Source organism: Sphingomonas sp. P2_B6, assembly GCF_056404755.1.
Genome location: NZ_JBFUDK010000020.1, coordinates 38198 through 59229 on the forward strand (window position 1 = coordinate 38198; position 21032 = coordinate 59229).

Here is a 21032-nt window from a genome sequence, read left to right on the forward strand (position 1 = left end):
GTCGCCCTTTCCTCGCTTGTCCATCGTCAACCGGCCAGCGCAGTCCGCGGTTCCATCGAACGAGACGAATTGCCGCCGCCGATGATAGCCGATAGAGGCACGCCCGTCTGTCTGGGGCATCAATCGTTAGAAGGATCATAACGTGACCGCAATCATCGACATCCACGCGCGCCAAATCCTCGACAGCCGGGGCAACCCGACCGTGGAAGTCGACGTGTTGCTCGATGACGGTTCCTTCGGTCGCGCCGCCGTTCCCTCGGGCGCGTCGACCGGCGCGCATGAAGCGGTCGAACTGCGCGACGGCGACAAAAGCGTCTATCTCGGCAAGGGCGTGCTGAAGGCGGTCGAAGCGGTCAACACCGAGATCGCCGACGCGGTGCTCGGCCTCGAGGCCGAGGATCAGGCCGATGTCGACCGGGTGATGATCGATCTCGACGGCACCGAGAACAAGAGCCGGATCGGCGCGAACGCGATCCTGGGCGTCAGCCTCGCGGTGGCCAAGGCGGCGGCCGATGCGCGGGGCCTGCCGTTGTACCGCTACGTCGGCGGCGTTTCCTCGCATGTGCTGCCGGTGCCGATGATGAACATCATCAATGGCGGCGAGCATGCCGACAACCCGATCGATTTCCAGGAATTCATGGTCGTGCCGGTCGGCGCTTCGTCGATCGCCGAAGCGGTGCGCTGCGGTTCGGAAATCTTCCACACGCTGAAGAAGGGCCTGCACGACAAGGGCCTGGCGACCTCGGTCGGCGACGAGGGCGGTTTCGCTCCGAACATCGCCTCGACCAGCGACGCGCTCGATTTCATCATGAGCTCGATCGAGAAGGCGGGCTACAAGCCGGGCGACGACGTGATGCTGGCGCTCGACTGCGCCGCGACCGAGTTCTTCAAGAACGGCAAGTACGACATCTCGGGCGAGGGCAAGATCCTGTCCAGCCACGAGATGGCCGAATATCTCGCCGACCTGACGCGCCGTTATCCGATCTTCTCGATCGAAGACGGCATGGCCGAGGATGATTTCGTGGGTTGGAAGGCGCTGACCGACCTGATCGGCGACAAGGTCCAGCTGGTCGGCGACGATCTGTTCGTGACCAACCCAAAGCGGCTGAAGCAGGGCATCAAGGACGGCCTCGCCAATTCGCTGCTGGTGAAGGTCAACCAGATTGGTACCCTGACCGAGACTCTCGAGGCCGTGTCGATGGCCCAGCGTGCCGGCTACACCGCGGTCATGTCGCATCGTTCGGGCGAGACCGAGGATGCGACGATCGCCGACCTGGCCGTCGCAACCAATTGCGGGCAGATCAAGACCGGCAGCCTCGCGCGGTCGGACCGGCTCGCCAAGTACAACCAGCTCATCCGCATCGAGGAGGAACTGGACGAGGCGGCGGTCTATGCGGGGCGCTCGATTCTGCGCAGCTGACTCGTCGGCGCGATGTCGTGCTCGATTTATCTTGAACAGGTAAAATTCCTGCTTGATCCACGAGTCGCGACCTGCGAGAATCGCGGGATGGCCAAGCGTTCCACCTTCCGCACCATGCTCCGCCGCGCCGGTCCGCCGGCTGCGTTGCTGATCGTGGGCGCGTTTTTCGGTGGCTATGCGATCATGGGTCCGAACGGCGCGCTCGCGTACGGCGACATCCAGCGCCAGCTCGACAAGCGCCAGAGCGACCTCGCCGTGTTGGAGAAGCAGCGCGCCGAGCTGAAGAACCGCGTCGCCTTGCTCGATCCACGCCATGCCGATCCGGACATGGTCGACGAGCTGGCGCGCAAGAAGCTCAACGTGGTGCATCCCGACGACATGATCGTCGACCTGGACAAATAGCCCCACCGCGCTGTGGGCGGCCTTGCGCCGGGCTGGCGCCCCTCGATTCAACCTGCCAGCATCGCGCGACAAGACGAATCAAGAGGAACGGGTATGCGCAGGATATTGCTCGCCGGGGCGGCCTTGCTGGCGGTCACGGCATGCGGGCCGTCTGAAACCAAGCCCATCACCAACGATGCCGAACTGGCGCTGCCGACGACCGAATGGCCGGCGTTCCGCGACGCGTTCATTGAGGGCTGGTTCAAGCTCGATCCGGCCAATGCGGTCTATCAGGGGCGGCATGATTTCGACGGTGGGCTGGGCGACTGGAGCGAGGTCGGGCTGAAGCGCCAGGCCGATTTCCTGCGCGCCTCGATCATCAAGGCATCGGCCTTCGACGCGGCCAAGTTGAGCAAGCAGGACGCGTTCGAGCGCGACTATCTGGTGAATGTCGCCGAGGGCAAGCTGTTCTGGCTGACCGATGCGGACCAGCCGCACACCAACCCGGCCTGGTATATCGGCGCCGGGCTCGACCCGAACGTCTATATCGCCCGCAACTATGCCGATGCGCCGACGCGCATGAAGGCGATGATCAAGTTCCTGCGCCAGATTCCCGGCGCGGCGGCGAACATCAAGGCGAACCTGAAGACGCCGATGCCGCTGAGCTTCATCGATTATGGCGTGGCGGGCTTCAACGGTTTCGCCGATTATTACACGGGCGACGCGAAAAAGGCCTTTGCCGGGGTGCAGAGCCCCGAGCTGCAGGGCCAGTTCGACCAGGCGGCGGGTGCCGCGGCCAAATCGATGCATGACCTTGCCGGCTATCTCGACGGGCAGCGCGCCACCGCGACGCAGGGCTTTGCGCTCGGCGCCGACAAATTCTCCCGCATGGTCAAGATGACCGAGGGCGTGGACGTGCCGCTCGACCAGCTCGAGGCGGCGGGGAAGGCGGACCTGAAGCGCAACCAGGACGCGCTCACGGCCGCCTGCGCGAAGTTCGCGCCAGGCGCGACGATCCCGGCTTGCATGGCGAAGATGAACGCCAACAAGCCCGAGGGCGGCCCGGTCGCCGAGGCGCGGCGGCAGATACCCGAGCTCAAGGCATTCGTGATCGCCAAGGACATTGTCTCGATCCCCGACGCGGAACAGGCGCTGGTCGAGGAAAGCCCGCCCTATAACCGGCAGAATTCCGCCTATATCGATCCGCCGGGACCGTTCGAAAAGGGCATCCCCTCGGTCTATTACATCTCTCCGCCTGATCCGGCCTGGGCCAAGGCCGTGCAGGACTCGTTCGTGCCGGGCAAGATGGACCTGCTGTTCACATCGGTGCACGAAGTGATGCCCGGGCATTTCCTGCAGTTCCGCCATGCCAACAAATCGCCCTCGCTCTTCGGGCGGCTGTTCGTCGGCTATGCCTATGCCGAGGGCTGGGCGCATTATGCCGAGGAAATGATGTGGGACGCGGGCCTCAATGATGGCGACCCGGAAACGCATGTCGGCCAGCTGTCCAACGCGTTGCTGCGCAATTGCCGTTATCTCTCGGCGATCGGATTGCACGCGCGCGGCATGACGCAGGAACAGTCATACCGGATGTTCCGCGACGAATGCTATCAGGACGAGGGCAATGCGAGGCAGCAGGCGGCGCGCGGCACCTATGACCCGGCCTATCTCAACTATACGATGGGCAAGCTGATGATCCGCAAGCTGCGCGACGACTGGACCGCGACGCATGGCGGGCGGCAGGGGTGGAAGGCGTTCCACGACCAGTTCCTGAGCTTTGGCGGCCCGCCGATCCCGCTGGTGCGCAAGGCGATGATGGGCGGCGACGGGAAAGCGGTGTTTTGAGCGGGGCGGGCTCGCCCGTTCGCTGGCGGGTAGGCCTGCTCGCCTATGACCGGGTCAACGGCTTCGACATTGCCGGGCCGCTGGAAGTGTTCGCCACCGCGACGGCCATTGATCCGGCCCGCGCGGCCTATGGCGTCGAGATCGTCGCCGCCACGCTCGATCCGGTCACGACGGAGGCGGGCATGCGCATCCTGCCCGATCGCGGCTTCGCGGAAGGCGGCGCGTACGACACGATCATCGTCCCGGGCGGGGTCGGCCTGCGGGAACCGGAGATCAGCGCCGCCGTCGCCGGATGGCTCAGGCCGCGGCTCCAAACGACCCGCCGGATCGCGTCGGTCTGCACTGGAGTCTATGGGCTGGCGGCGACCGGCGTGCTCGACGGGCGGCGGGCGACGACGCATTGGCGCTTCATCGCTGACGTGCAGCGGCGCTTTCCCGCGATCCGGATGCAGAGCGACTGCATCTATGTGGAGGACGGACCCTGCTTCACCTCGGGCGGAGTCTGTGCCGGCATCGATCTTGCGCTGGCGATGGTCCGCGCTGACCTGGGGCCGACCCTGGCGCTGTCGGTCGGGCACGAGATGGTCGTGCCGAGCATGCGCGCCGGTCCGCAGGCGCAATTCTCCGAGCCGCTCCGCGCCCAGGCGCGCGCCCCGCGCCGGCTGGCCGATCTGATAGCGTGGATCGGCGCCAATCTGGAGGCCGACCTGTCGTTGCCGGCGCTGGCGGAACGCGCGGCAATCGGAGAGCGGCAATTGTCGCGCATGTTCCGCGAGGGGTTGGGCGAGAGCCCCGGCGCGCTGGTGACACGGCTGCGCCTCGCGGCGGCGCGCGACATGCTCAGCGCCGATGCGGTGCCGGTGGGAGAGGTCGCGCGGCTCGCCGGCTATCGCAGTCCCGACGCGTTCGGCCGCGCTTATGCCCGCGCGCATGGCGAGCCGCCCGAGGTGACGCGCGACCGGCGGCGCATGTCCGGAACGGCAGGATAGTCGACATCCTCGCGGGGCCGGCCGCGCCCTATGGCTTCCCGTCTGAAAGCGAGGGGTTTTATGGGGTTCGGGCGATATCTGGTTCCAGCGGGCGCGGCGGCGCTGTTCGCCATGTCGGTAGCGCCGGCCAAGGCGCCCGAGGCAGCGGCGGCGGCGCACTATAACGACAAGGGCGAGATGCTGTTTCCGGCCGAATATCGCAGCTGGACCTTTGTCACTTCGGGCCATGCGATGAGTTACAACGCCTCGGCCAATGCCGCCTCGCCCGAGGGGCCGTTCGACAATGTCTTCGTCAATCCGGAGGCGCATGCCGCATTCCTGAAGACCGGGCACTGGCCCGAGGGAACGGTGCTGGTGCTGGAGATTCGCGGCAGCACCTCGAAAGGATCGATCAACAGGAGCGGCGCCTTTCAGTCGGGCGCGCCGCTGGCGGTGGAAGTGCATGTCCATGACCGCAAGCGCTTCAAGGGCGGCTGGGGCTTTTTCGGCTTCGACGGCACCAAGCCCGCAGCGATGATCGGCTATGATGCGAGCTGCTATGCCTGCCATCAGGCCAATGCGGCGGTCGATTCGACCTTCGTGCAATTCTACCCGACGCTGCTACCCGTCGCGACGGCGCATGCGACGATCAGCGCCAACTATCTCGCGAACGAGAAGACTGCGGCTAAGCCGTAGATCGCCACCACTACCCCGTTCGTTTCGAGCGAAATCGAGAAACATCGATCGAGCGCCAAGCCACGTTTCTCGACTTCGCTCGAAACGAACGGAGAGGGTGTGGTGCTGGCCAGCCCCTAGCGGTTCTGCGCCTCGGGCTGGACGTTTTCGGCCTCTTCGGGGCGCGGGTTGCGGATCGAGGGGCGGAGGCGGGCGATGCTGCACAGGCCGGCGATGATCGCGAGGCCGGCGGACACCATCGGCGGGATGCGGCCCTCGCCGATGCCGAGCGCAAGCAGTGCCGCGACCAGTGTCGCGCCCGTGGTCTGGCCGGCAAGGCGTACGGTCGACACCAGGCCGCCGGCAGCGGCAGCGCGCTCGCGCGGGGCCGAGCCGACCAGCAGTCTGGCGTTGGGCGGCAGATAGGTGCCGAAGCCGGACCCGCACAGCGCCATCCGCCATGCGACATCGAACAGGCTCGGGTCCGCCGGCATGAAGGCGAGGAGCAGCAATGCGACGATCGAGATACTCATGCCGATGCCGCCCAGGATGCCCGCGGGCACACGGTCCGACAGGAAGCCCGAAGCCGGTGCGACGATCATGTTGGTCAGCGGCCAGGGCGCGATCGCGGCGCCGATCGCCGCTGCGCTGAAGCCGAGCGCGTGGAGGCGGAAGGGCGTCGAGATGAGCAGGGTCATCGAGGCGGTGAAAGCAATGAAGCCGCCGATCGCCGACAAAGCAAGCACCGGGCGGACCAGCAGGTCGATCGGCAGGATCGGGTTGGGCTCGCCGCGTTCGCGCCGGACGAAATAGATGCCGACCAGCACGCCGACCAGGACGATCGCCGCCGAGACGACCGGGCTGTCGCCATGCACCATGCTTTCCAGCCCGCCGATGATCAGCCCGAACATTGCCGCGCAGAGCACCGCGCCGAATATGTCGAACGTCGCGTGGCGCGCGCGCGGATTGGGGATGGCGCGGCCGAGCGCAAGGCTGGCGAGCGCGAAGGGCACGGCACTGGCGAATACCCAGGGCCAGGGCGCGACCGACAGGATCAGGCCGCCGATCGTGGGCGCGATCGCCGCCGAACTGGTCACGACCACCGAGTTGATGCCGAGCCCGCGACCAAGCTGGTTCGACGGGTAGATCTGGCGGATCAGCGCCGAGGAGACGCTCAGCACGCCCGCCGCGCCGATCGCCTGGGCGGCGCGCACGATGAGCAGGAAGGGCAGGCTCTTGGCGAAGAAACAGAGGATCGTGGCAATGGTGAAGATCGCCTGCCCGGCCTGATAGGCGGTCTTCAGCCCGATGCGTTCGCCGAGACCCGCAAAGGGCAGCAGCAGCATCACCAGCATCACCTGATAGACGGTGACGACCGAGACGATCGCGCTTTGTCCAACACCCAAATCCCGGGCGATAGTGGGCAGCGCGACATTGGCGACACCGCCGTCGATGATCACGAGCGCCGAGCCGAACGACATGGCCGCGATGGCGACATAGCGGCGCGGGAGCGGAAGGCCGTCGCCGCTATTGTGTTTGTCGGGCTCCTGCTTGCGGCGGAACAGGCCAAGGCCACCGGCGGCACCGGTATCCGCGGGAGGAGGGGGCGGAGTCGTCACGGGCCGCCTATGCGACAAAATTGCCGCCTGTGGGAAGTTTTTCGAACCGGGGCGATGCCGGTGCGCCGCCCCGGTAACGCGTTTCTCAGGCCAGCGAGACTTCGGCGACCTTGTCCTTATAATCCTGCTTCGGATCCCGGCCGAGCAGCATCTTCACCCCGGCGAACAGGCTGGAGCCGTTGAGCCAGATCTGCGCGCGCTCGGGGTCGAGGCGCAGAAGCTGGAGCTTGGGATCGTCCTTGCCGCCTTCGAACCAGGCGGCGACGAACGGATTCCACAGCCGGTCGATCACGGCGCGGTCGTCGGACAGCGACAGGCTGCCATGGATGCTGGCGAACAGATCATGCCCCTTGGAGGCGAAATGAGCGAGCGCGCGGCTACCCTGGCCCTCGCGCAGCTCCTTGGTCAGATCGGCTTCCTTCGAGGTGAAGAACCAGATCGGGCCGTGATCCTCGTCACCGTCCAGCTGAGCGGTCATCGGCTGGGCATGGCCGTCCTCGACGCCGTCCAGACCCAGCATCAGAGTCATGTCGGAGCGGAGCGCTTTCCAGAACTTGGCGGTGATGTCCTGCGTATCGGGCATGGCGATTTCCTTGATGTTGCCATGTCCGAACGGGTGGGCGATTGCCGGGGTTCCAAAAAATGGAAACACACAATTCATCGATCTGTGCTTGCTGCGATGCAGCATATTATTGTATGGCTATGTCATGAAGCTACCCATCGAAAGCGACAAGGCGGCCCCCGCAGGCCCGGTCCCGACCATTTTCGAGGCGATCGTGCGCAAGCGCTGCGTGGTCGCGACCTACAACCGCGTCACCATGACGCTCGCGCCGCACGTGATCTACACGAAGCATGGCGACCTGTTCATCGACGCCGTGGCCGTCGAGAAGGACGGCAAGCCGCCGCGCGAGGAGAAGATCGGCACGTTCAAGCTCGCCGGGCTCAACGAGCTGAAGCTGATCGAGCGCGAATTCCCCGCGAGCACGCTGTTCCACGCCAATGACGCGAAATATGTCGAGGCGCTGATCGCGGTCGAAGCCGCCTGAGGCAGGCTGCTCAGCACCTGACCGTTCGTCCTGAGTAGCCATCGAGGTGCCGCGTAGCGGCGTATCGAGAGGGCGTATCGGTTCCGCGCGATAACCTGTCCTTCGATACGGGCCCTCGATACGCCTTCGGCACCTCGGTCCCTACTCAGGACGAACGGGAGGGGTAATGCGCGCCGCCCTAAAGCACCCACTCCACCGACAGAAAGACTTTGGTCGTGTCGGTCTGGAGCCGGTCGGCCTTGTAGCGGGCGAGTCGGGCCGCGACGGTGAAGCGTTTCAGCCTGGCCTGGGCAAGCAGGTCGAGCTCGTCGCCATAATGTTGCGACAGCCGGTCGCTGTCGAAATGGTGCCAGGTCGCGCCGAGACCGACGCCGCTGATCGGACCTTTTGTCTTCCAGTTGGCGCCGAGCGTCCCGTAGAGATCGCGGATGCCGTTGGGCGGCGTGGTGCCGAACTTGCCGGCCCAGCCCTGGAAACGGAACAGCGAGGCGAGCGGCGTCTGGAAGCTGGTCAGTGCGGCACCATGATCGGCGCCCAGCACTTCATAGCCCGCGGTTGCTGCGATCACCTTGCCGCTGAGATTGGCCTCGGCGAGATAATAGCTGGCGGCATAGTTGTTCGGGTTGCGGCGATAGTCGCTCTGCCGCGCGGCGCTGGCAATATAGCCGATCTTCCATCCCGCGCCGATCGGCCGGCTACCGGCGAAGCGGACGCCGTAGCTCTGGCTGGATAGACGGAAACCCTGCAGCGCCGCCAGATCCTGATCGACGAGATAGGCGAACCCGGTGAGCGTGCCGATCGGCGCCGTGTAACTGACCAGGCCGAACCAGTTGCTGCCGGGAACCGCCGTGGGACGGGCGCCCGTGCCGTCGATCCCGTTCACGGTGCGCACGCTCCAGACATAGCTGGCGTCGACGCTGAGCCGGGCAATGCCCGCCCAGGTCACCCGCACCGCGTCGAAGGTCTGCTCGTTCTGACGCCACGGCGCGGGCCCGACGAACCGTTGGTCGGCAAGGTCGAGCACCTGGCGCCCGGCGGTGATGCTTGCCTTGTGCGCGGTGTAGCGGAGCTGGGCGCGATTGATCTCGATATTCTGCGGATCGGCGACCAGCGGCAGCGGCCGGCCGTTCAGTCCGTCATTATAGCGGTTGGAAATCCCGATCGTCGCTTCGCTCTCGACCAAGGCCGACCAGGGGCCGGTGCTCGCCTGGACGCCGCTGCGAACGCGCAAGGTGGCGGCGTCGGCCGTATCGGCGATGCCGTCCTGATCGACATGTTCGTAGCGGAGGCGCGCGTCGATCAGCGGCTTTAGCGTCACATCCTGGGCATGGGCGGCCTGGACGCATGTTCCCAGCGCCGCGAGCCCGAGGACCCGCGCCATCGTCTTGCTCATGAGCAAATCCTTGAACTCGAAAAAATGGAGCGGGCGGGGTGGGCCGCCCGCTCCAGGGGAGGCAAGGGTCAGGCCGGCTTGGCGACGAGCCCGACGTCTATCGCGCCGAGCTCACCGGAGGCGCGCGCCTGGCGGCCATAGACCAGCTCGAACAGGGGGCCGGCCATCATCGTGGTGACGATCGCCATCAGCACCAGCATCGAAAACAGCGTGGGGCCGATAATGCCCTTTTGCAGGCCGATATTGATGATGATCAGCTCCATCAGCCCGCGCGAGTTCATCAGTGCGCCGATGCCAAGCGCCGTGCGATTGTCTTCGCCGGCAATCCGGGCCGCGAGATAGCAGGCGCCACCTTTGGCGAGGATCGAGGCGATCAGGATGCCGAGCGCGATCAGCAGCAGGGCAGGGGAGTTGACCATGTCCAGCCGGGTGTTGAGGCCCGAATAGGTGAAGAACATCGGCAGCAGCAGCACGACGGCGAGCGGCTCCACCTTCTTCTTGAGCTCCTCGACGAACAATCCGCGCGGCATGACGACGCCGAGGATGAAGCCGCCGAAGATCGCATGGATGCCGATCGCATCCATCAGGAAGGCGGAGAGGCAGAACAGCATCAGGGTGATGGCGAGCACGGTCACGCTCATCTCCCCGGCGCGTTCGACCGCGCGGCCGAGCGGCGCCAGCAGGCGCTGGCCGAACAGGATGATGAAGGCGGCATAGGCGAGACCACCGCCGATCGCGAGCACGGCCACGCCCGGCCCGCCGCCGAAGGTCGCCAGTACGATCGCCAGCACGCACCAGGAACAGGCATCGTCGAACGCGCCGGCGGTCAGCGACAGCGTGCCGAGCGAGGTGTCGGCGAGGCCGCGTTCGTTGATGATCCGCGCGAGCATCGGAAAGGCCGTCAGCGCAATGCAGGCGCCCATGAATAGCGTGGCGTTGAAGGTCGAGATGTCCTTCGCGAACAGGCCGGGTACGGTGAGCAGGAAGGGCGTGATCAGGAACGCGATCAGGAACGGTGCGCCGATCCCGGCGAAGGATACGCCCATGGCGCTCTTCGCCTTGGATTTGAACTTGTCGAGTTGCAGCGTGGTGCCGACAAGGAACATGTAAAGCCCGACGCCCAGCTGCGACCCGGCATAGAGGACGTTGCGGGTTTCCTTGGGGAAGATCGCGCCTTGCAGGCCCGGGAAAAGCAGGCCGATCAGCGACGGCCCGAGAATCACGCCGGCGATCATCTCGCCGACGACCTGGGGTTGGCCGAGGAACTTCTTGCCGGCCCAGCCGACCACGCGGCACGCCAGCAGGATGACCGCCAGCTGCAGGAAGAAATGAACGCTGAAATCGCCTGGTGTATAGCTTGCGGCCGCGGCCGGCGTTGCCGGGCCATGGGCTGACAAGATGCCGCCCACAGTAGACCGGATGCTGTCGATGACTCCGTCAGCCATGTACTTCCCCTCCTAAATCCGGGCTCTTCCCCGCGGCAATTCCTGTTGCCTGCTCATGATGGGGGCGAAATCCGGTACGGTGCGCAACCGGAAAATGCGTCCCCCATGCCTCACGCTGTCATTTTTCCGGTCGGAGCGTCCCAGTTGTTGCGAAGTCGCCACAGAGTAGTAATGTGCCTACAAGTTAGCGTGAATATTGTAGCGATATAGATACAGGAATCGGCACGATGAAGCTCGTCTCAAGCCGCGATTTCAACCAGGATGTGACCGCTGCGAAGCGCGCTGCACGACTCGAACCGGTGTTCGTCACCGATCGCGGTAAGCCGACCCATGTGCTGATGAGCATCGACGCGTTTCGCCAGCTTACCGGCCAGACCGAGACGATCGTCGACCTGCTGGCGATGCCGGGCCTGCCCGACATCGACCTGGCGGGCAGCGCGCATGACGCGTGGAGCCGGCATGAGGGGATCGGCTGATGTATCTGCTCGACACCGGCGTGGTCTTCGAGCTGCGCAACGCGCGCGCCGGCCAGAGCGACCCGCGCTTCGCAAGCTGGGCAACGGGGCTCGCCCGACAGAGTCTGTTCATCTCGGCGCTGACCCTGCTCGAGTTGGATAGCGGCGTCGCGCGCACGGCGCAGCGGGACAAGGTCGCCGGGGTGGCGCTCCGCCAATGGATCGACAATCAGGTGCTCGGCGCCTTCGACGGGCGAATCCTGCCGGTCGATACCGCCGTGGTGCGGCGGCGCGCGCAACTGCCTTATGCCGATGCGCGCGACGGCCTGCTCGCGGCGACCGCCGTCGAACATGGCCTGACCCTGGCGACGCGCCATCCCGGCGCGTTCAAGGCGGGCCGGGTCAAGCTGATCAATCCCTGGGCCTATACGGCTGAGGCGGCGGAGGAGGATGGCGACTGGCGCCAGGCAGCGAAGTCTGGGCCGCTCTGGCTCAAAAACCTGTTCGTCAGGGCATGATCATGGGGCAGGAAGGCGGCATGAACCGGAAACGCAGTATCCTGATCGTCGGCGGCGGTACGGCCGGATGGATGACGGCGGCCTATCTCGCCAAGTTCCTGGAGCTCTCCGGCAATGAACGGCTCGAGATCAGGCTGCTCGAATCGCCGGAGATCGGCATCATCGGCGTGGGCGAGGGGACCTTCCCCACTATCCGGAGCACACTCCAGTTCATTGGCATCGACGAAAGCCGGTTCATCCGCGAGACCTCGGCGACCTTCAAACAGGGCATCCGTTTCGTCGACTGGGTGCGCACGCCCAGGGACGGCGAGCACAGCCATTTCTTCCACCCGTTCGAGGCGCCCTTCCATGTCGAGGGCGTGAGCCTGGTGCCCTATTGGCTGCTCCAGGACGAAAAGACCCGCCGGCCCTTCGCCGAGGCGATGACGATCCAGAATCGCGTGGCCGAGGCCAAGCGCGGGCCCAAGGGGCCGGGCGAGGGCGATTTCTCGGGGCCGCTCAGCTATGCCTATCATTTCGACGCGACGATGCTGGCGAAGATCCTGGCCGAACGGGCGCGCGAGCTTGGCGTGGTGCACCTCCAGGGCCTGCTCAACCATGTCGAGATCGATGCGGCCGGCGCGATCGACCATGTCGTCACCGCCGAACAGGGCCGGCTCGACGCCGATCTCTATATCGATTGTACGGGGTTCCGTGCCGAGCTGATCGGACGGGCGCTGAAGGTCCCGTTCAAATCGGTCCGGTCGATCCTGTTCACCGACCGGGCGCTCGCCTGCAAGATTCCCTATGAACGGCCCGACGCACCGATCGAGAGCTATACCATCGCCGCGGCGCATGAGGCCGGCTGGACCTGGGATATCGGGCTGAATGGTGCGCGCGGCATCGGCTGCGTCTATTCGAGCGACCATATGTCCGACGATCGCGCCGCCGAGATCCTGCGCGACTATATCGGGCCGGGCGCGGAGGAGGTCGTGCCGCGCCGCATCCTGTTCGAGCCCGGCTATCGCGAGCGGCAATGGGTGAAGAACTGCGTCGCCGTCGGCCTGTCGGGCGGTTTCCTCGAGCCGCTCGAATCGACCGGGGTGCTGGTGATCGAGGCAGCGATCGGCATGATCGCCGAGATGTTCCCGCACAACGGCCCGATCGATGCGCCGGCGCGGCGCTTCAACGAGTTGATGGCCGCGCGCTACGACAATATCGTCAATTTCCTGAAGCTGCATTATTGCCTGAGCCAGCGCAGCGAACCGTTCTGGCGCGACAATGCCGACCCCGCCTCGATCCCCGAGCGCCTCGCAGAGATGCTCGACCAGTGGCGGCACCGGCCCCCGGGCCGGTTCGACTTCACGCTCGACCTCGAATCCTTCGCCTTCTTCAATTACCAGTACATCTTGTACGGCATGGAGTTCAGGACGGACCTGGCGCCGAGCCGGAGCGATTTCCCCAATGTCGGCGCGGCGGAGAAGACCTTTGCCCGCATCCGCAATTTCGGCGAGCGCGCCACGCTCGACCTGCCGCCGCACCGCGCGCTGATCCAGCAGATCAACGGCGCGGGCTGACTGCGGTCTATCCGCGTTCGCCCTGAGCTTGTCGAAGGGCTGTTCTTCTTGCGACATCGGAATGAAAGAGCAGGGCTTCGACAAGCTCGGCCCGAACGGAGATACGTGAGACCAGCTACCCGAGTGTTGCGTCAGCGGGGCGACCAGCCCGGCGCGGCGAGCTCGAAGCCGGAGAATTCGAAGGCGGGGGTGACGATACAGCTCACCAGCGCCCATCCCAGCTGCGCTTCCGCCGCCTGCCAGGCATTGGCCGGGACGATCGCCTGGGGGAGCTGGCCCGCCAGCACGTCGCCGCCGAGCAGATGCTCCTGCGGCGTGCCGTCGTCGATCAGCAGCCGCAACGGGCTGCCGGCGTGCCACAGCCACATCTCCGCCGCGTCGACCCGGTGCCAGTGCGACCTCTGGCCCAGGTCGAGCAGGAACAGGATCGCCGTCGCCAGCCCGCGGCCAGAGCCAGACGCGGGCTCACGCCCGTTGGCAGGCGCGGGCTGGCGGAACGTCTCGCGATACCAGCCGCCCTCGGGATGAGGCTCGAGCCCCAGCCGGGCGATGAGGGCGGCGGCGTCGCTCATGCCTTGATGAAGGCCAGAAGATCGGCGTTCAGCACATCGGCATGCACCGTCAGCATGCCGTGCGGATAGCCGGGATAGATTTTCAGGGTCGGCTGCCGGAGCAGTTCGGCCGAGAGCAATGCCGCGTCCTTGTAGGGCACGATCTGGTCGTCATCGCCGTGCAGGATCAGTACGGGCACGTCTATCTTCTTGAGGTCCTCGGTGAAGTCGGTTTCCGAGAACGCCTTGATGCATTCGTAATGCGCCTGGGCCGAGCCCATCATGCCCTGCAGCCACCAATGGTCCATGACTCCCTGCGAGATCGTCGCGCCTTCGCGGTTGAAGCCGTAAAAGGGGAAGGGCACGTCCTTGTAGAATTGCGCGCGGTTCGCGGCGAGCTGATTGCGAAGATCGTCGAACGCCTCGATCGGCGTACCGCCCGGGTTGGACTCCTTCTTGATCATGACGGGCGGCACGGCGCTGACCAGCACTGCCTTGGCGACCCGCGACGTGCCGTGACGGCCGAGATAGCGCGCGACTTCGCCGCCGCCGGTCGAATGGCCGATATGGATCGCATCCTTCAGGTCGAGCGCGGCGGTCAGCTCGGCGACGTCGTCGGCATAGGTGTCCATCTCGTTGCCGAAGGACGGCTGGCTCGACCGGCCATGGCCGCGGCGGTCATGCGCGATCACGCGGTAGCCCTGGGCGAGGAAGAACAGCATCTGCGCGTCCCAATCGTCCGAGCTCAGCGGCCAGCCGTGATGGAACACGATCGGCTGTCCGGTACCCCAGTCCTTGTAGAAGATTTCGGTGCCGTCCTTGGTCGTGATCGTGCTCATCGCGGTGTCTCCTCGGGGGGGTAAAGCAATCGCGAGCGGGATGATCCGTTCGCGATGGGCTCGATCTAGGTCGCGATGATGACACTATCCATCATCCCAAAGGATGAGCGCCGTATTTCCAGTTGCCGGACGGCGACGATCGCCACCAGCGCCACCAGCGCACCGGCGATCATGTCGGACAGATAGTGCGTGCCCTCGACCGGGGTGGACAGCAGCATCGCGACATTGAGCAGGATGAGCGGCCAGCGCAGCCGGCGAAACGGCCAGGCCGCGGCGATATAGAGCACCGCGCTCGCGGTGTGGAAGCTGGGCGCCGACACGAGTCCACGCAGATCGCCCAGATCGACATGGCTGACCGCGTGCAGGCGCAGCGCGGGGATGATCTGCGCCTCGGACAGCGCGCTCACCGGCATATAGGGGATCGGGCCCTGCCACAGAAAGGCGAGCGGCCCTTCCGCCGGGATGAAGCGGAACAGTATCAGCGAGATGACCGCGGCGAGCCAGAAAGCGGCAATGAACGATCGCGCGGCGCGGCGACGGTCATACCAGGCGAAATAGCCAAGCAGGATGACGGGCGTGACGAAGATGCTCTGATAGGCGGCGATGCCGAGCAACTGCAGCGAACGATGCGCGGCCACCAGATCATACCAGGCGATCCAGTTAAAGCGCAGCATCGCGTCGATCCGCTGCAGGGTGGGATCGATGAAGCCATGGCTGCCGGCCGACAGCGGATAGGTCGCGGTCGCGCCCATCAGCGAGATCAGGGTGAACAGGCCAAAATACTCGGCCATGTCGCGCGCGATGCGGCGGCCCCTGGTGGGCGAGTGGCGCAGGGCATAACGGATGGCAGCGGCAACGACACCCAGAGCGGAGAAGACGAGCGTGCTGCGCGCCCAGGGGTCGATCCGGAGTCCCTGCCACGCCATCAGCACGATCAGCGCGGTGAGGCTGAGCAGCGTGCCGGCGGTCACCCATGTACCTGGAATAGCATGGGCGGCGGCGCTGGATGGTGAGGTGTTCTGGAGGCGGGTGGTCCGGAAAGTCGATCGGGGGAAATGGAGCAAGCGCGTGCCTTAATGGCCGCCGCGGGCGGCGGGCCTGGTGATCTGGGTTCACGTCCGTCGCGATCTGCCGTCGATTGCGTGAACGGGCCGTGACGTCTGCATGACTTGTCGTTCAGCGGCAAGCGGCCTGATCTGAATCAAGCCCGGCCGCTAACGACTCGCAACAGGCCGAGCGCGCGGAACGAACCTTCCGCGTTGCGGTTGATCCAGCGACAAACAGGAGGTTTTCATGGCTGAAACGAAACAGGACGCGGTCGCTCTGCTCAAGGCGGATCACCGCACGGTCGAGCAATTGTTCGAGCAGTTCGAGGGTGCGAGCAGCCCCGCGAAGAAGCAGAAGATCGCGATGCAGATATGCCTGGAGCTGACCGTGCATGCGACGATCGAGGAGGAAATCTTCTATCCGGCCTGTGAGGGCAAGATCGAGGAAGACCTGCTCAAGGAAGCCTATGTCGAGCATGACGGCGCCAAGGTGCTGATCGCCGAGATCGAGGCGGGCAGCCCCGACGACGACTATTACGACGCCAAGGTGAAGGTGCTCTCCGAGCAGATCGAGCATCATGTCGAAGAGGAAGAGAAGCGCATGGAGGGCATGTTCTCCCAGGCGCGGCATGCCGGGCTCGACATGGACGCGCTGGGCGACCAGCTCCGCGCGCGCAAGGAAGAACTGATCGCGACCTACAAGGCGTCCGGACTTCCCAAGCCGGAGACGGTGACGCTGGAAACGGTGACGCTCTGACGCTGGCCGCTTTCCGAGCACCGGCATTAGTCCTGATCGGCTAGTTAAATAATCCGAAAGAGGCAGGGGCAAGTGGAACGGGCACGCGGCAAAATGGTTCTATCACCAACGTAACAATCGAGAGGAACATGTCGTGGGTAAAGGCATCTTGTTGTGGCTGATCGGCATTCCGCTCCCGATCATCATCCTTCTGCTGATCTTCTGGCACTGAGCAGCGCGACCATGTGTCGCGCTGCATTCGTCGGGCCGAGCCAGGCGGAGCGCCGCAGATCACGCTCTCGACGGATATTGCTGAACAAATTCACTCGGTCGTGACACCGAATTCATGTCACGCACGCTTGTCGTCCTCCATCGCCCGAGGATAAAGTTGCCCGATTGAGGGCGACACGCGTGAAGATGACCAGACCACTTGCGATCCTTGTTATGCTGTCCACCGCCGGAAGCGGTGTGGCCCGCGCTTCGGAAGACCCGGCAAAGACCGCAGAGGCGTTTGGGGCGCAGCCCTGGGTGCAGAGCGCCAGCCTGTCCCCGGATGGAAAACACGTCGTGTTCATTTCGCCCGGTGCCGGGCCGATGAATGTCGCGATGGTCGAAAACGTCGCGACGGGCGAGATGAAGACGATCACCTATGCGGACGGCAAGCCGCTGCGCCTCACTTATTGCGGCTGGTCGGCCAACGACCGCCTGGTGTGCCAGCTCTACGGTGTCTCGGTACTCGAGAACCGCAAGCTTGGATGGAACCGGATCGTTGCGGTCAATGCCGACGGCACCAAGGCGCTGGCGATGGGAAAGCCGAACCGCTCCATGTATTATGGCCCCAAGACCTATGACGGGCGCGTGGTCGACTGGCTTTCCGGTGCCGACGCGCAGATCCTGATGGTGCGATTTCGCAAGGACGGGGCGCTGGGGCTGGAGCGAGTCGACACACGCACGGCCGATGGCGTTCGTGTGAAGGCGCCCGATGCCGGAAGCTATATCACTGATGGTAACGGCACGGTCCGCATCACCGCGGACTATAATTTCAACAACATGTACAATTACACCGGCAAGGTGACGTATCGTTATCGTCCGGGGGACGATGGCGACTGGCAGATTTTCAGCAAGATCGATGCTGACGAAAAGGGCCTGAGGCCCGCAATCGTCGATGAGCGCACTAATGTCGTCTACGCATTTCAGAAACTGGACGGACGTGACGCGCTATACCGCGTCGCGCTCGACGGATCGATGAAGACCGATTTGGTCTTTGCGCATGCCCAGGTCGATGTGGATTCCGTCGAGACGATCGGTCGTCACGAACGGCCGATCGGCTACAGCTACATCACCGACAAGAAATATGTCGTTTATTTCGACCCGGAATATCGCGCTCTGGCGGCCAGCCTGACCAAGGTGCTCCCCAACCTGCCGACGATCGTCTTCGAAGGCGCGAGTTCGGACGAGCGCAAGCTGCTCATCTTCGCGGCGAGCGACGTCGATGCGGGGCATTATTATCTCTTCAACCGCGACACCAAGCGTCTGACCGAGGTGCTGCGCGCGCGTCCGCAACTCGACGGCCGCACGCTAGCGGAGCAGCGCGCCATTTCCTATCCCGCGGCCGATGGTACGATCATCCCGGCCTATCTGACCCTGCCGGTCGGATCGACCGGGAAGAGATTGCCGGCGATCGTGATGCCGCATGGCGGCCCGGCGTCGCGCGACGTCTGGGGATTCGACTGGCTGGCCCAGTTCTTCGCGGCGCGCGGCTATGCCGTGCTGCAGCCGCAGTTTCGCGGATCGACCGGCTATGGTGACGCGTTCCTCAACGAAAGCGGATTCAAGACCTGGCGCACCGCGATCGGCGACGTGACCGACGCCGGGCGCTGGCTGATCAAACAGGGTGTCGCGGACCCCGACCGGCTGGGCATCTTCGGCTGGTCCTATGGCGGCTATGCGGCATTGCAGGTCAATTACCTCGACCCGGCGCTGTTCAAGGCTGTCGTCGCGGTAGCGCCGGTGACCGATCTGCAGGCGTTGCGCAACGAATCGCGCGAGTCACAGAACGCCGTCCTGGTTTCGAAATTTGTCGGATCGGGTGCCAATGCGAGCGAGGGGTCGCCGACGCGCCATGCAGAGATGTTCAAGGCGCCGGTACTGATGTTCCATGGCGACCAGGACCTGAATGTCGACATCAAGGATTCTCGGAAGATGGATTCGGCGCTGCGGGCAGCTGGCAAGACGACCCGGCTGGTCGTCTATCCCGGGCTGGACCATCAGCTTTACGACAGCACGGTCCGGGCGGATATGCTCGCGCAGGCCGATGCCTTCCTGGCGAAGGCGCTGAAGCCGGCTGTTGCCAAATGACCGATTGTGGCGGGCGTTTTGTTGAGACCTGTCGGGGCGAGATCGGAACGCGTCGGCATCCGGTCCGTTCAAGCTCGAAGGAGAACAGCCATGGCCGACACAGTCCCCCACATACCCGAGATTCCGCCTGAAAATGGTCGCCGCGCCTCGATCGATTCTGCGACAGGAGAAGTTCACGGCAGCGGCGTCGGCGCGGGCGGCGGCAGCTCCGGCGAGGATTACGACAGTGACAGTGCCGCCGGTGACGGCCCGGTGCCGTTGCCTGGTCAGCCCAAAAGGGGCTGACGGGAACGCCAAGCCACTGGTCGATTATCGCTCGGGCGTGTCCGAACGCCTTTTCACTGCGGAACGTCCAGCCCAATCTTCTTCGCCCTTTCCGGCAGGGTCTTTTGCAGGGCGATAGCGGCGTCCATGTCCGCCTTGGCCTGCGCCGCCATGCCCTTGCGATGCTCGACAAGGCCGCGCCCATATAGCGACCAGGCCATTTTCGGTTCGAGCGCCAGCGCGGCGTTGTAATCCGCCAGCGCCTTGTCGAGATCGCCGTTGCGCAAACGCGCCAGGCCGCGACTATCGAGATAGGCCGCCGTTTTCGGACGCAGCCTGAGCGCCCGGTCGCAGTCGGAGATTGCCTTGTCGAGATCGCGCCCGAGAAGGGCACGTGCCCAGCAGCGGCTGTTGAGCGCGGTGGGCATGCGATTGTCGTCGGGATGCGCGGCGATCCACCGATCATATTGGGGAATGGATGCCTCAGGATCTTCCATGTCCTGATAATAGGCGCCGACCGTCAGGCGCAGATTGGAGGCATCCGGCAGCAGGCGATCGAGGGTCGCGAGATCCGCTCTGGCGCCCGGCCTGTCGCCGGTTCGCAGCCGCGCCGACGCGCGCAGCAACAGCGCGTCGGCATAGTCCGGCTTCAGGTTCAGCGCGCGATCCAGGTCGGTGCGGGCGTCCGCCGGTTTGCCGGTGATCAGAAGAGCGAGCGCGCGATGAAAGCGATATTCGGCATTGTCGGGTGCGAGCTCCACCGCGCGATTCAGGTCGACAAGGGCGCCCTTGTTGTCGCTTCGTGCCGCGCGCGCATTGGCGCGCCGGAAGAATTCCTGTGCGGTGACGGGGCCTGGAGCATTGCCCTCGCCCGCGCCGCTCGCCGGCGCCTGCTTCTCCTGCGCGGCGGCCAGCGCTTCGGCGTGCCTTACGCTGAGGTCGAAGACCGGCCCGCCATTATAGGTAAAGAACATCCGCTTCTGCGCGTTCGAGACATAGACCCGGTGAGACAGGAAGAAATCGGCGCCGATCAGCATGTCGGCGGACAGATCGCCCATCTCCGCGAAGCGCAGACGGATCTTGCGCACCTCCTCGTCGCCGATCTTGAGGCTCTGGAACGGACCGATCCAGCTTTCCGAGAGGCGCCGCCCAAGGCCGCCGACCGATCCGGCTTCGACCACGTCGGGCATGTCGGGCTTGATCCCCGCGCGCGCCGCGGCCGCCCTGGTGAGGATGGTGGTCGGCGCCCCGGTGTCGAACACCGCGCGGATCTTGACGCCGTTGAGCAGCACGGTGCCGATGGTGTGCGGCGTGAGCGGCGTCGGCGCCTCGATGTCGAGGGTCGAGACGGCGAGCCCCTTGTCCGCGGCCCAATAGGCCAGGTTCATGTTCCGGCAATCCTTGGATTTCATCAGCCGGATCGCGCCGCCGTTAAGATCATATTCGGTGTCGCCGATGCCGAGGACGTTCTGGCCGAGCAGGCCGATGCTGCCCATTTCGCTGCCGCCGACGAGAAACTCGATATTGTGCAGCGTCTCCGTCCCGAGCCCGAAATCCTTCACCTTGGCGACCGACATGCGCGCCTCGCCGCCGATACCCCTGACCCGCAGGTTCCCCGGCGCCTGAGTCAGCCGCAACTGAAGCTCCGCCGCCGATCCGGGGGAGATGGAACTGTAGAAGGCGCCGCTGTCGACCAGGAACCTGACCTCATGCCCGTTGATCTTCGCCGGGGCGGTTGGCCGGAGGCCCATCATGGTGATGGGCAGTTCGAGCATCTGGCCGACGGAGCATTTGGTCTCGGCGGCGGCGGGAAAACCGGTGGCGCCGGCGACGAGCGCGGCGAGAATGGAGAGGGTCCGCACCTAAGGTCCTTCATCGTGTCGCGATCGCTGGTCTTGGTCGCGCGACCGTGCGACG

General features: G+C 65.1%; 20 protein-coding genes. 12 read left to right on the forward strand and 8 right to left on the reverse strand.

Annotation, left to right across the window (positions count from 1 at the left end; translation table 11 throughout):
- The first annotated feature begins 142 nt into the window (after positions 1-142).
- The 5 genes from eno to AC1DX5_RS21770 all read left to right on the forward strand — a co-directional run bounded on the left by eno (position 143) and on the right by AC1DX5_RS21770 (position 5310).
- Positions 143-1420, forward strand: a complete 1278-nt coding sequence (gene eno, locus AC1DX5_RS21750; protein WP_465172904.1) for a phosphopyruvate hydratase — start codon at positions 143-145, stop codon at positions 1418-1420.
- Between the two features lie 87 nt (positions 1421-1507).
- Positions 1508-1822 carry an FtsB family cell division protein gene (locus AC1DX5_RS21755; protein ID WP_465176395.1) on the forward strand — a complete coding sequence of 105 codons (315 nt, stop codon included), beginning with the start codon at positions 1508-1510 and terminating at the stop codon, positions 1820-1822.
- Between the two features lie 93 nt (positions 1823-1915).
- A complete protein-coding gene (locus tag AC1DX5_RS21760; protein ID WP_465172906.1) occupies positions 1916-3646 on the forward strand; it encodes a DUF885 domain-containing protein in 1731 nt (576 codons plus the stop codon).
- Complete coding sequence (locus AC1DX5_RS21765; RefSeq protein ID WP_465172907.1) at positions 3643-4635, forward strand: GlxA family transcriptional regulator; 993 nt, start codon at positions 3643-3645, stop codon at positions 4633-4635. The genes AC1DX5_RS21760 and AC1DX5_RS21765 overlap by 4 nt, the downstream gene beginning before the upstream one ends.
- A 60-nt stretch (positions 4636-4695) precedes the next feature.
- Positions 4696-5310, forward strand: coding sequence for a cytochrome P460 family protein (locus AC1DX5_RS21770; protein WP_465172908.1), 615 nt, complete (start codon positions 4696-4698; stop codon positions 5308-5310).
- 116 nt (positions 5311-5426) lie between these two features.
- Here AC1DX5_RS21770 and AC1DX5_RS21775 read toward each other — a convergent pair whose 3' ends face one another.
- Both AC1DX5_RS21775 and AC1DX5_RS21780 read right to left on the reverse strand, forming a co-directional pair.
- On the reverse strand, positions 5427-6770 hold the full coding sequence (locus AC1DX5_RS21775; RefSeq protein WP_465173909.1) for an MFS transporter: 1344 nt from the start codon (positions 6768-6770) through the stop codon (positions 5427-5429).
- Positions 6771-6993: 223 nt separating this feature from the next.
- Positions 6994-7491, reverse strand: a complete 498-nt coding sequence (locus tag AC1DX5_RS21780) for a pyridoxamine 5'-phosphate oxidase family protein (RefSeq protein WP_478017337.1) — start codon at positions 7489-7491, stop codon at positions 6994-6996.
- A 124-nt stretch (positions 7492-7615) separates the two neighbouring features.
- Between AC1DX5_RS21780 and AC1DX5_RS21785 the strand changes: the two genes are divergently transcribed.
- Positions 7616-7954, forward strand: a complete 339-nt coding sequence (locus tag AC1DX5_RS21785; protein ID WP_465172910.1) for a hypothetical protein — start codon at positions 7616-7618, stop codon at positions 7952-7954.
- A 178-nt stretch (positions 7955-8132) separates the two neighbouring features.
- Here AC1DX5_RS21785 and AC1DX5_RS21790 read toward each other — a convergent pair whose 3' ends face one another.
- A complete protein-coding gene (locus AC1DX5_RS21790; protein WP_478017338.1) occupies positions 8133-9347 on the reverse strand; it encodes a hypothetical protein in 1215 nt (404 codons plus the stop codon).
- A 68-nt stretch (positions 9348-9415) separates the two neighbouring features.
- Positions 9416-10792 carry a cation:proton antiporter gene (locus AC1DX5_RS21795; RefSeq protein ID WP_478017339.1) on the reverse strand — a complete coding sequence of 459 codons (1377 nt, stop codon included), beginning with the start codon at positions 10790-10792 and terminating at the stop codon, positions 9416-9418.
- 227 nt (positions 10793-11019) lie between these two features.
- Here AC1DX5_RS21795 and AC1DX5_RS21800 point away from each other — a divergent pair, with 227 nt between their 5' ends.
- Genes AC1DX5_RS21800 through AC1DX5_RS21810 form a run of 3 tightly spaced genes read left to right on the forward strand, consistent with a single transcriptional unit; the run spans position 11020 to position 13321 of the window.
- Positions 11020-11268: a type II toxin-antitoxin system Phd/YefM family antitoxin gene (locus tag AC1DX5_RS21800; RefSeq protein ID WP_465172913.1), complete on the forward strand. Its 249-nt coding sequence runs from the start codon at positions 11020-11022 to the stop codon at positions 11266-11268.
- Positions 11268-11765 (forward strand): PIN domain-containing protein, encoded by a 498-nt coding sequence (locus tag AC1DX5_RS21805; RefSeq protein ID WP_478017340.1) that lies wholly within the window; start codon positions 11268-11270, stop codon positions 11763-11765. The genes AC1DX5_RS21800 and AC1DX5_RS21805 overlap by 1 nt, the downstream gene beginning before the upstream one ends.
- A 20-nt stretch (positions 11766-11785) precedes the next feature.
- Positions 11786-13321, forward strand: a complete 1536-nt coding sequence (locus AC1DX5_RS21810) for a tryptophan halogenase family protein (RefSeq protein WP_465172915.1) — start codon at positions 11786-11788, stop codon at positions 13319-13321.
- A gap of 131 nt (positions 13322-13452) precedes the next feature.
- On the opposite strand, the gene AC1DX5_RS21815 is transcribed toward AC1DX5_RS21810, so the two are convergent.
- The 3 genes from AC1DX5_RS21815 to AC1DX5_RS21825 all read right to left on the reverse strand — a co-directional run bounded on the left by AC1DX5_RS21815 (position 13453) and on the right by AC1DX5_RS21825 (position 15682).
- The gene (locus AC1DX5_RS21815) at positions 13453-13893 is read right to left on the reverse strand and encodes a cupin domain-containing protein (RefSeq protein ID WP_465172916.1); all 441 of its coding nucleotides are present in this window, start codon (positions 13891-13893) and stop codon (positions 13453-13455) included.
- Positions 13890-14711, reverse strand: a complete 822-nt coding sequence (locus AC1DX5_RS21820; protein WP_478017341.1) for an alpha/beta fold hydrolase — start codon at positions 14709-14711, stop codon at positions 13890-13892. Before AC1DX5_RS21820 ends, AC1DX5_RS21815 begins: the two co-directional genes overlap by 4 nt.
- Before the next feature lie 65 nt (positions 14712-14776).
- A complete protein-coding gene (locus tag AC1DX5_RS21825; protein WP_478017342.1) occupies positions 14777-15682 on the reverse strand; it encodes a phosphatase PAP2 family protein in 906 nt (301 codons plus the stop codon).
- Between the two features lie 322 nt (positions 15683-16004).
- On the opposite strand from AC1DX5_RS21825, the gene AC1DX5_RS21830 reads away from it, so the two are divergent.
- From AC1DX5_RS21830 to AC1DX5_RS21840, 3 genes are all read left to right on the forward strand, one after another.
- Positions 16005-16514, forward strand: a complete 510-nt coding sequence (locus AC1DX5_RS21830) for a hemerythrin domain-containing protein (RefSeq protein WP_465172919.1) — start codon at positions 16005-16007, stop codon at positions 16512-16514.
- Positions 16515-16910: 396 nt separating this feature from the next.
- The gene (locus AC1DX5_RS21835) at positions 16911-18851 is read left to right on the forward strand and encodes a S9 family peptidase (protein WP_478017343.1); all 1941 of its coding nucleotides are present in this window, start codon (positions 16911-16913) and stop codon (positions 18849-18851) included.
- A gap of 90 nt (positions 18852-18941) precedes the next feature.
- Positions 18942-19136 (forward strand): hypothetical protein, encoded by a 195-nt coding sequence (locus tag AC1DX5_RS21840; RefSeq protein WP_465172921.1) that lies wholly within the window; start codon positions 18942-18944, stop codon positions 19134-19136.
- Positions 19137-19189: 53 nt separating this feature from the next.
- Here the strand turns inward: AC1DX5_RS21840 and AC1DX5_RS21845 are convergent, their stop codons facing one another.
- Positions 19190-20977: an aspartyl protease family protein gene (locus AC1DX5_RS21845; protein ID WP_478017344.1), complete on the reverse strand. Its 1788-nt coding sequence runs from the start codon at positions 20975-20977 to the stop codon at positions 19190-19192.
- Positions 20978-21032 lie beyond the last annotated feature (55 nt).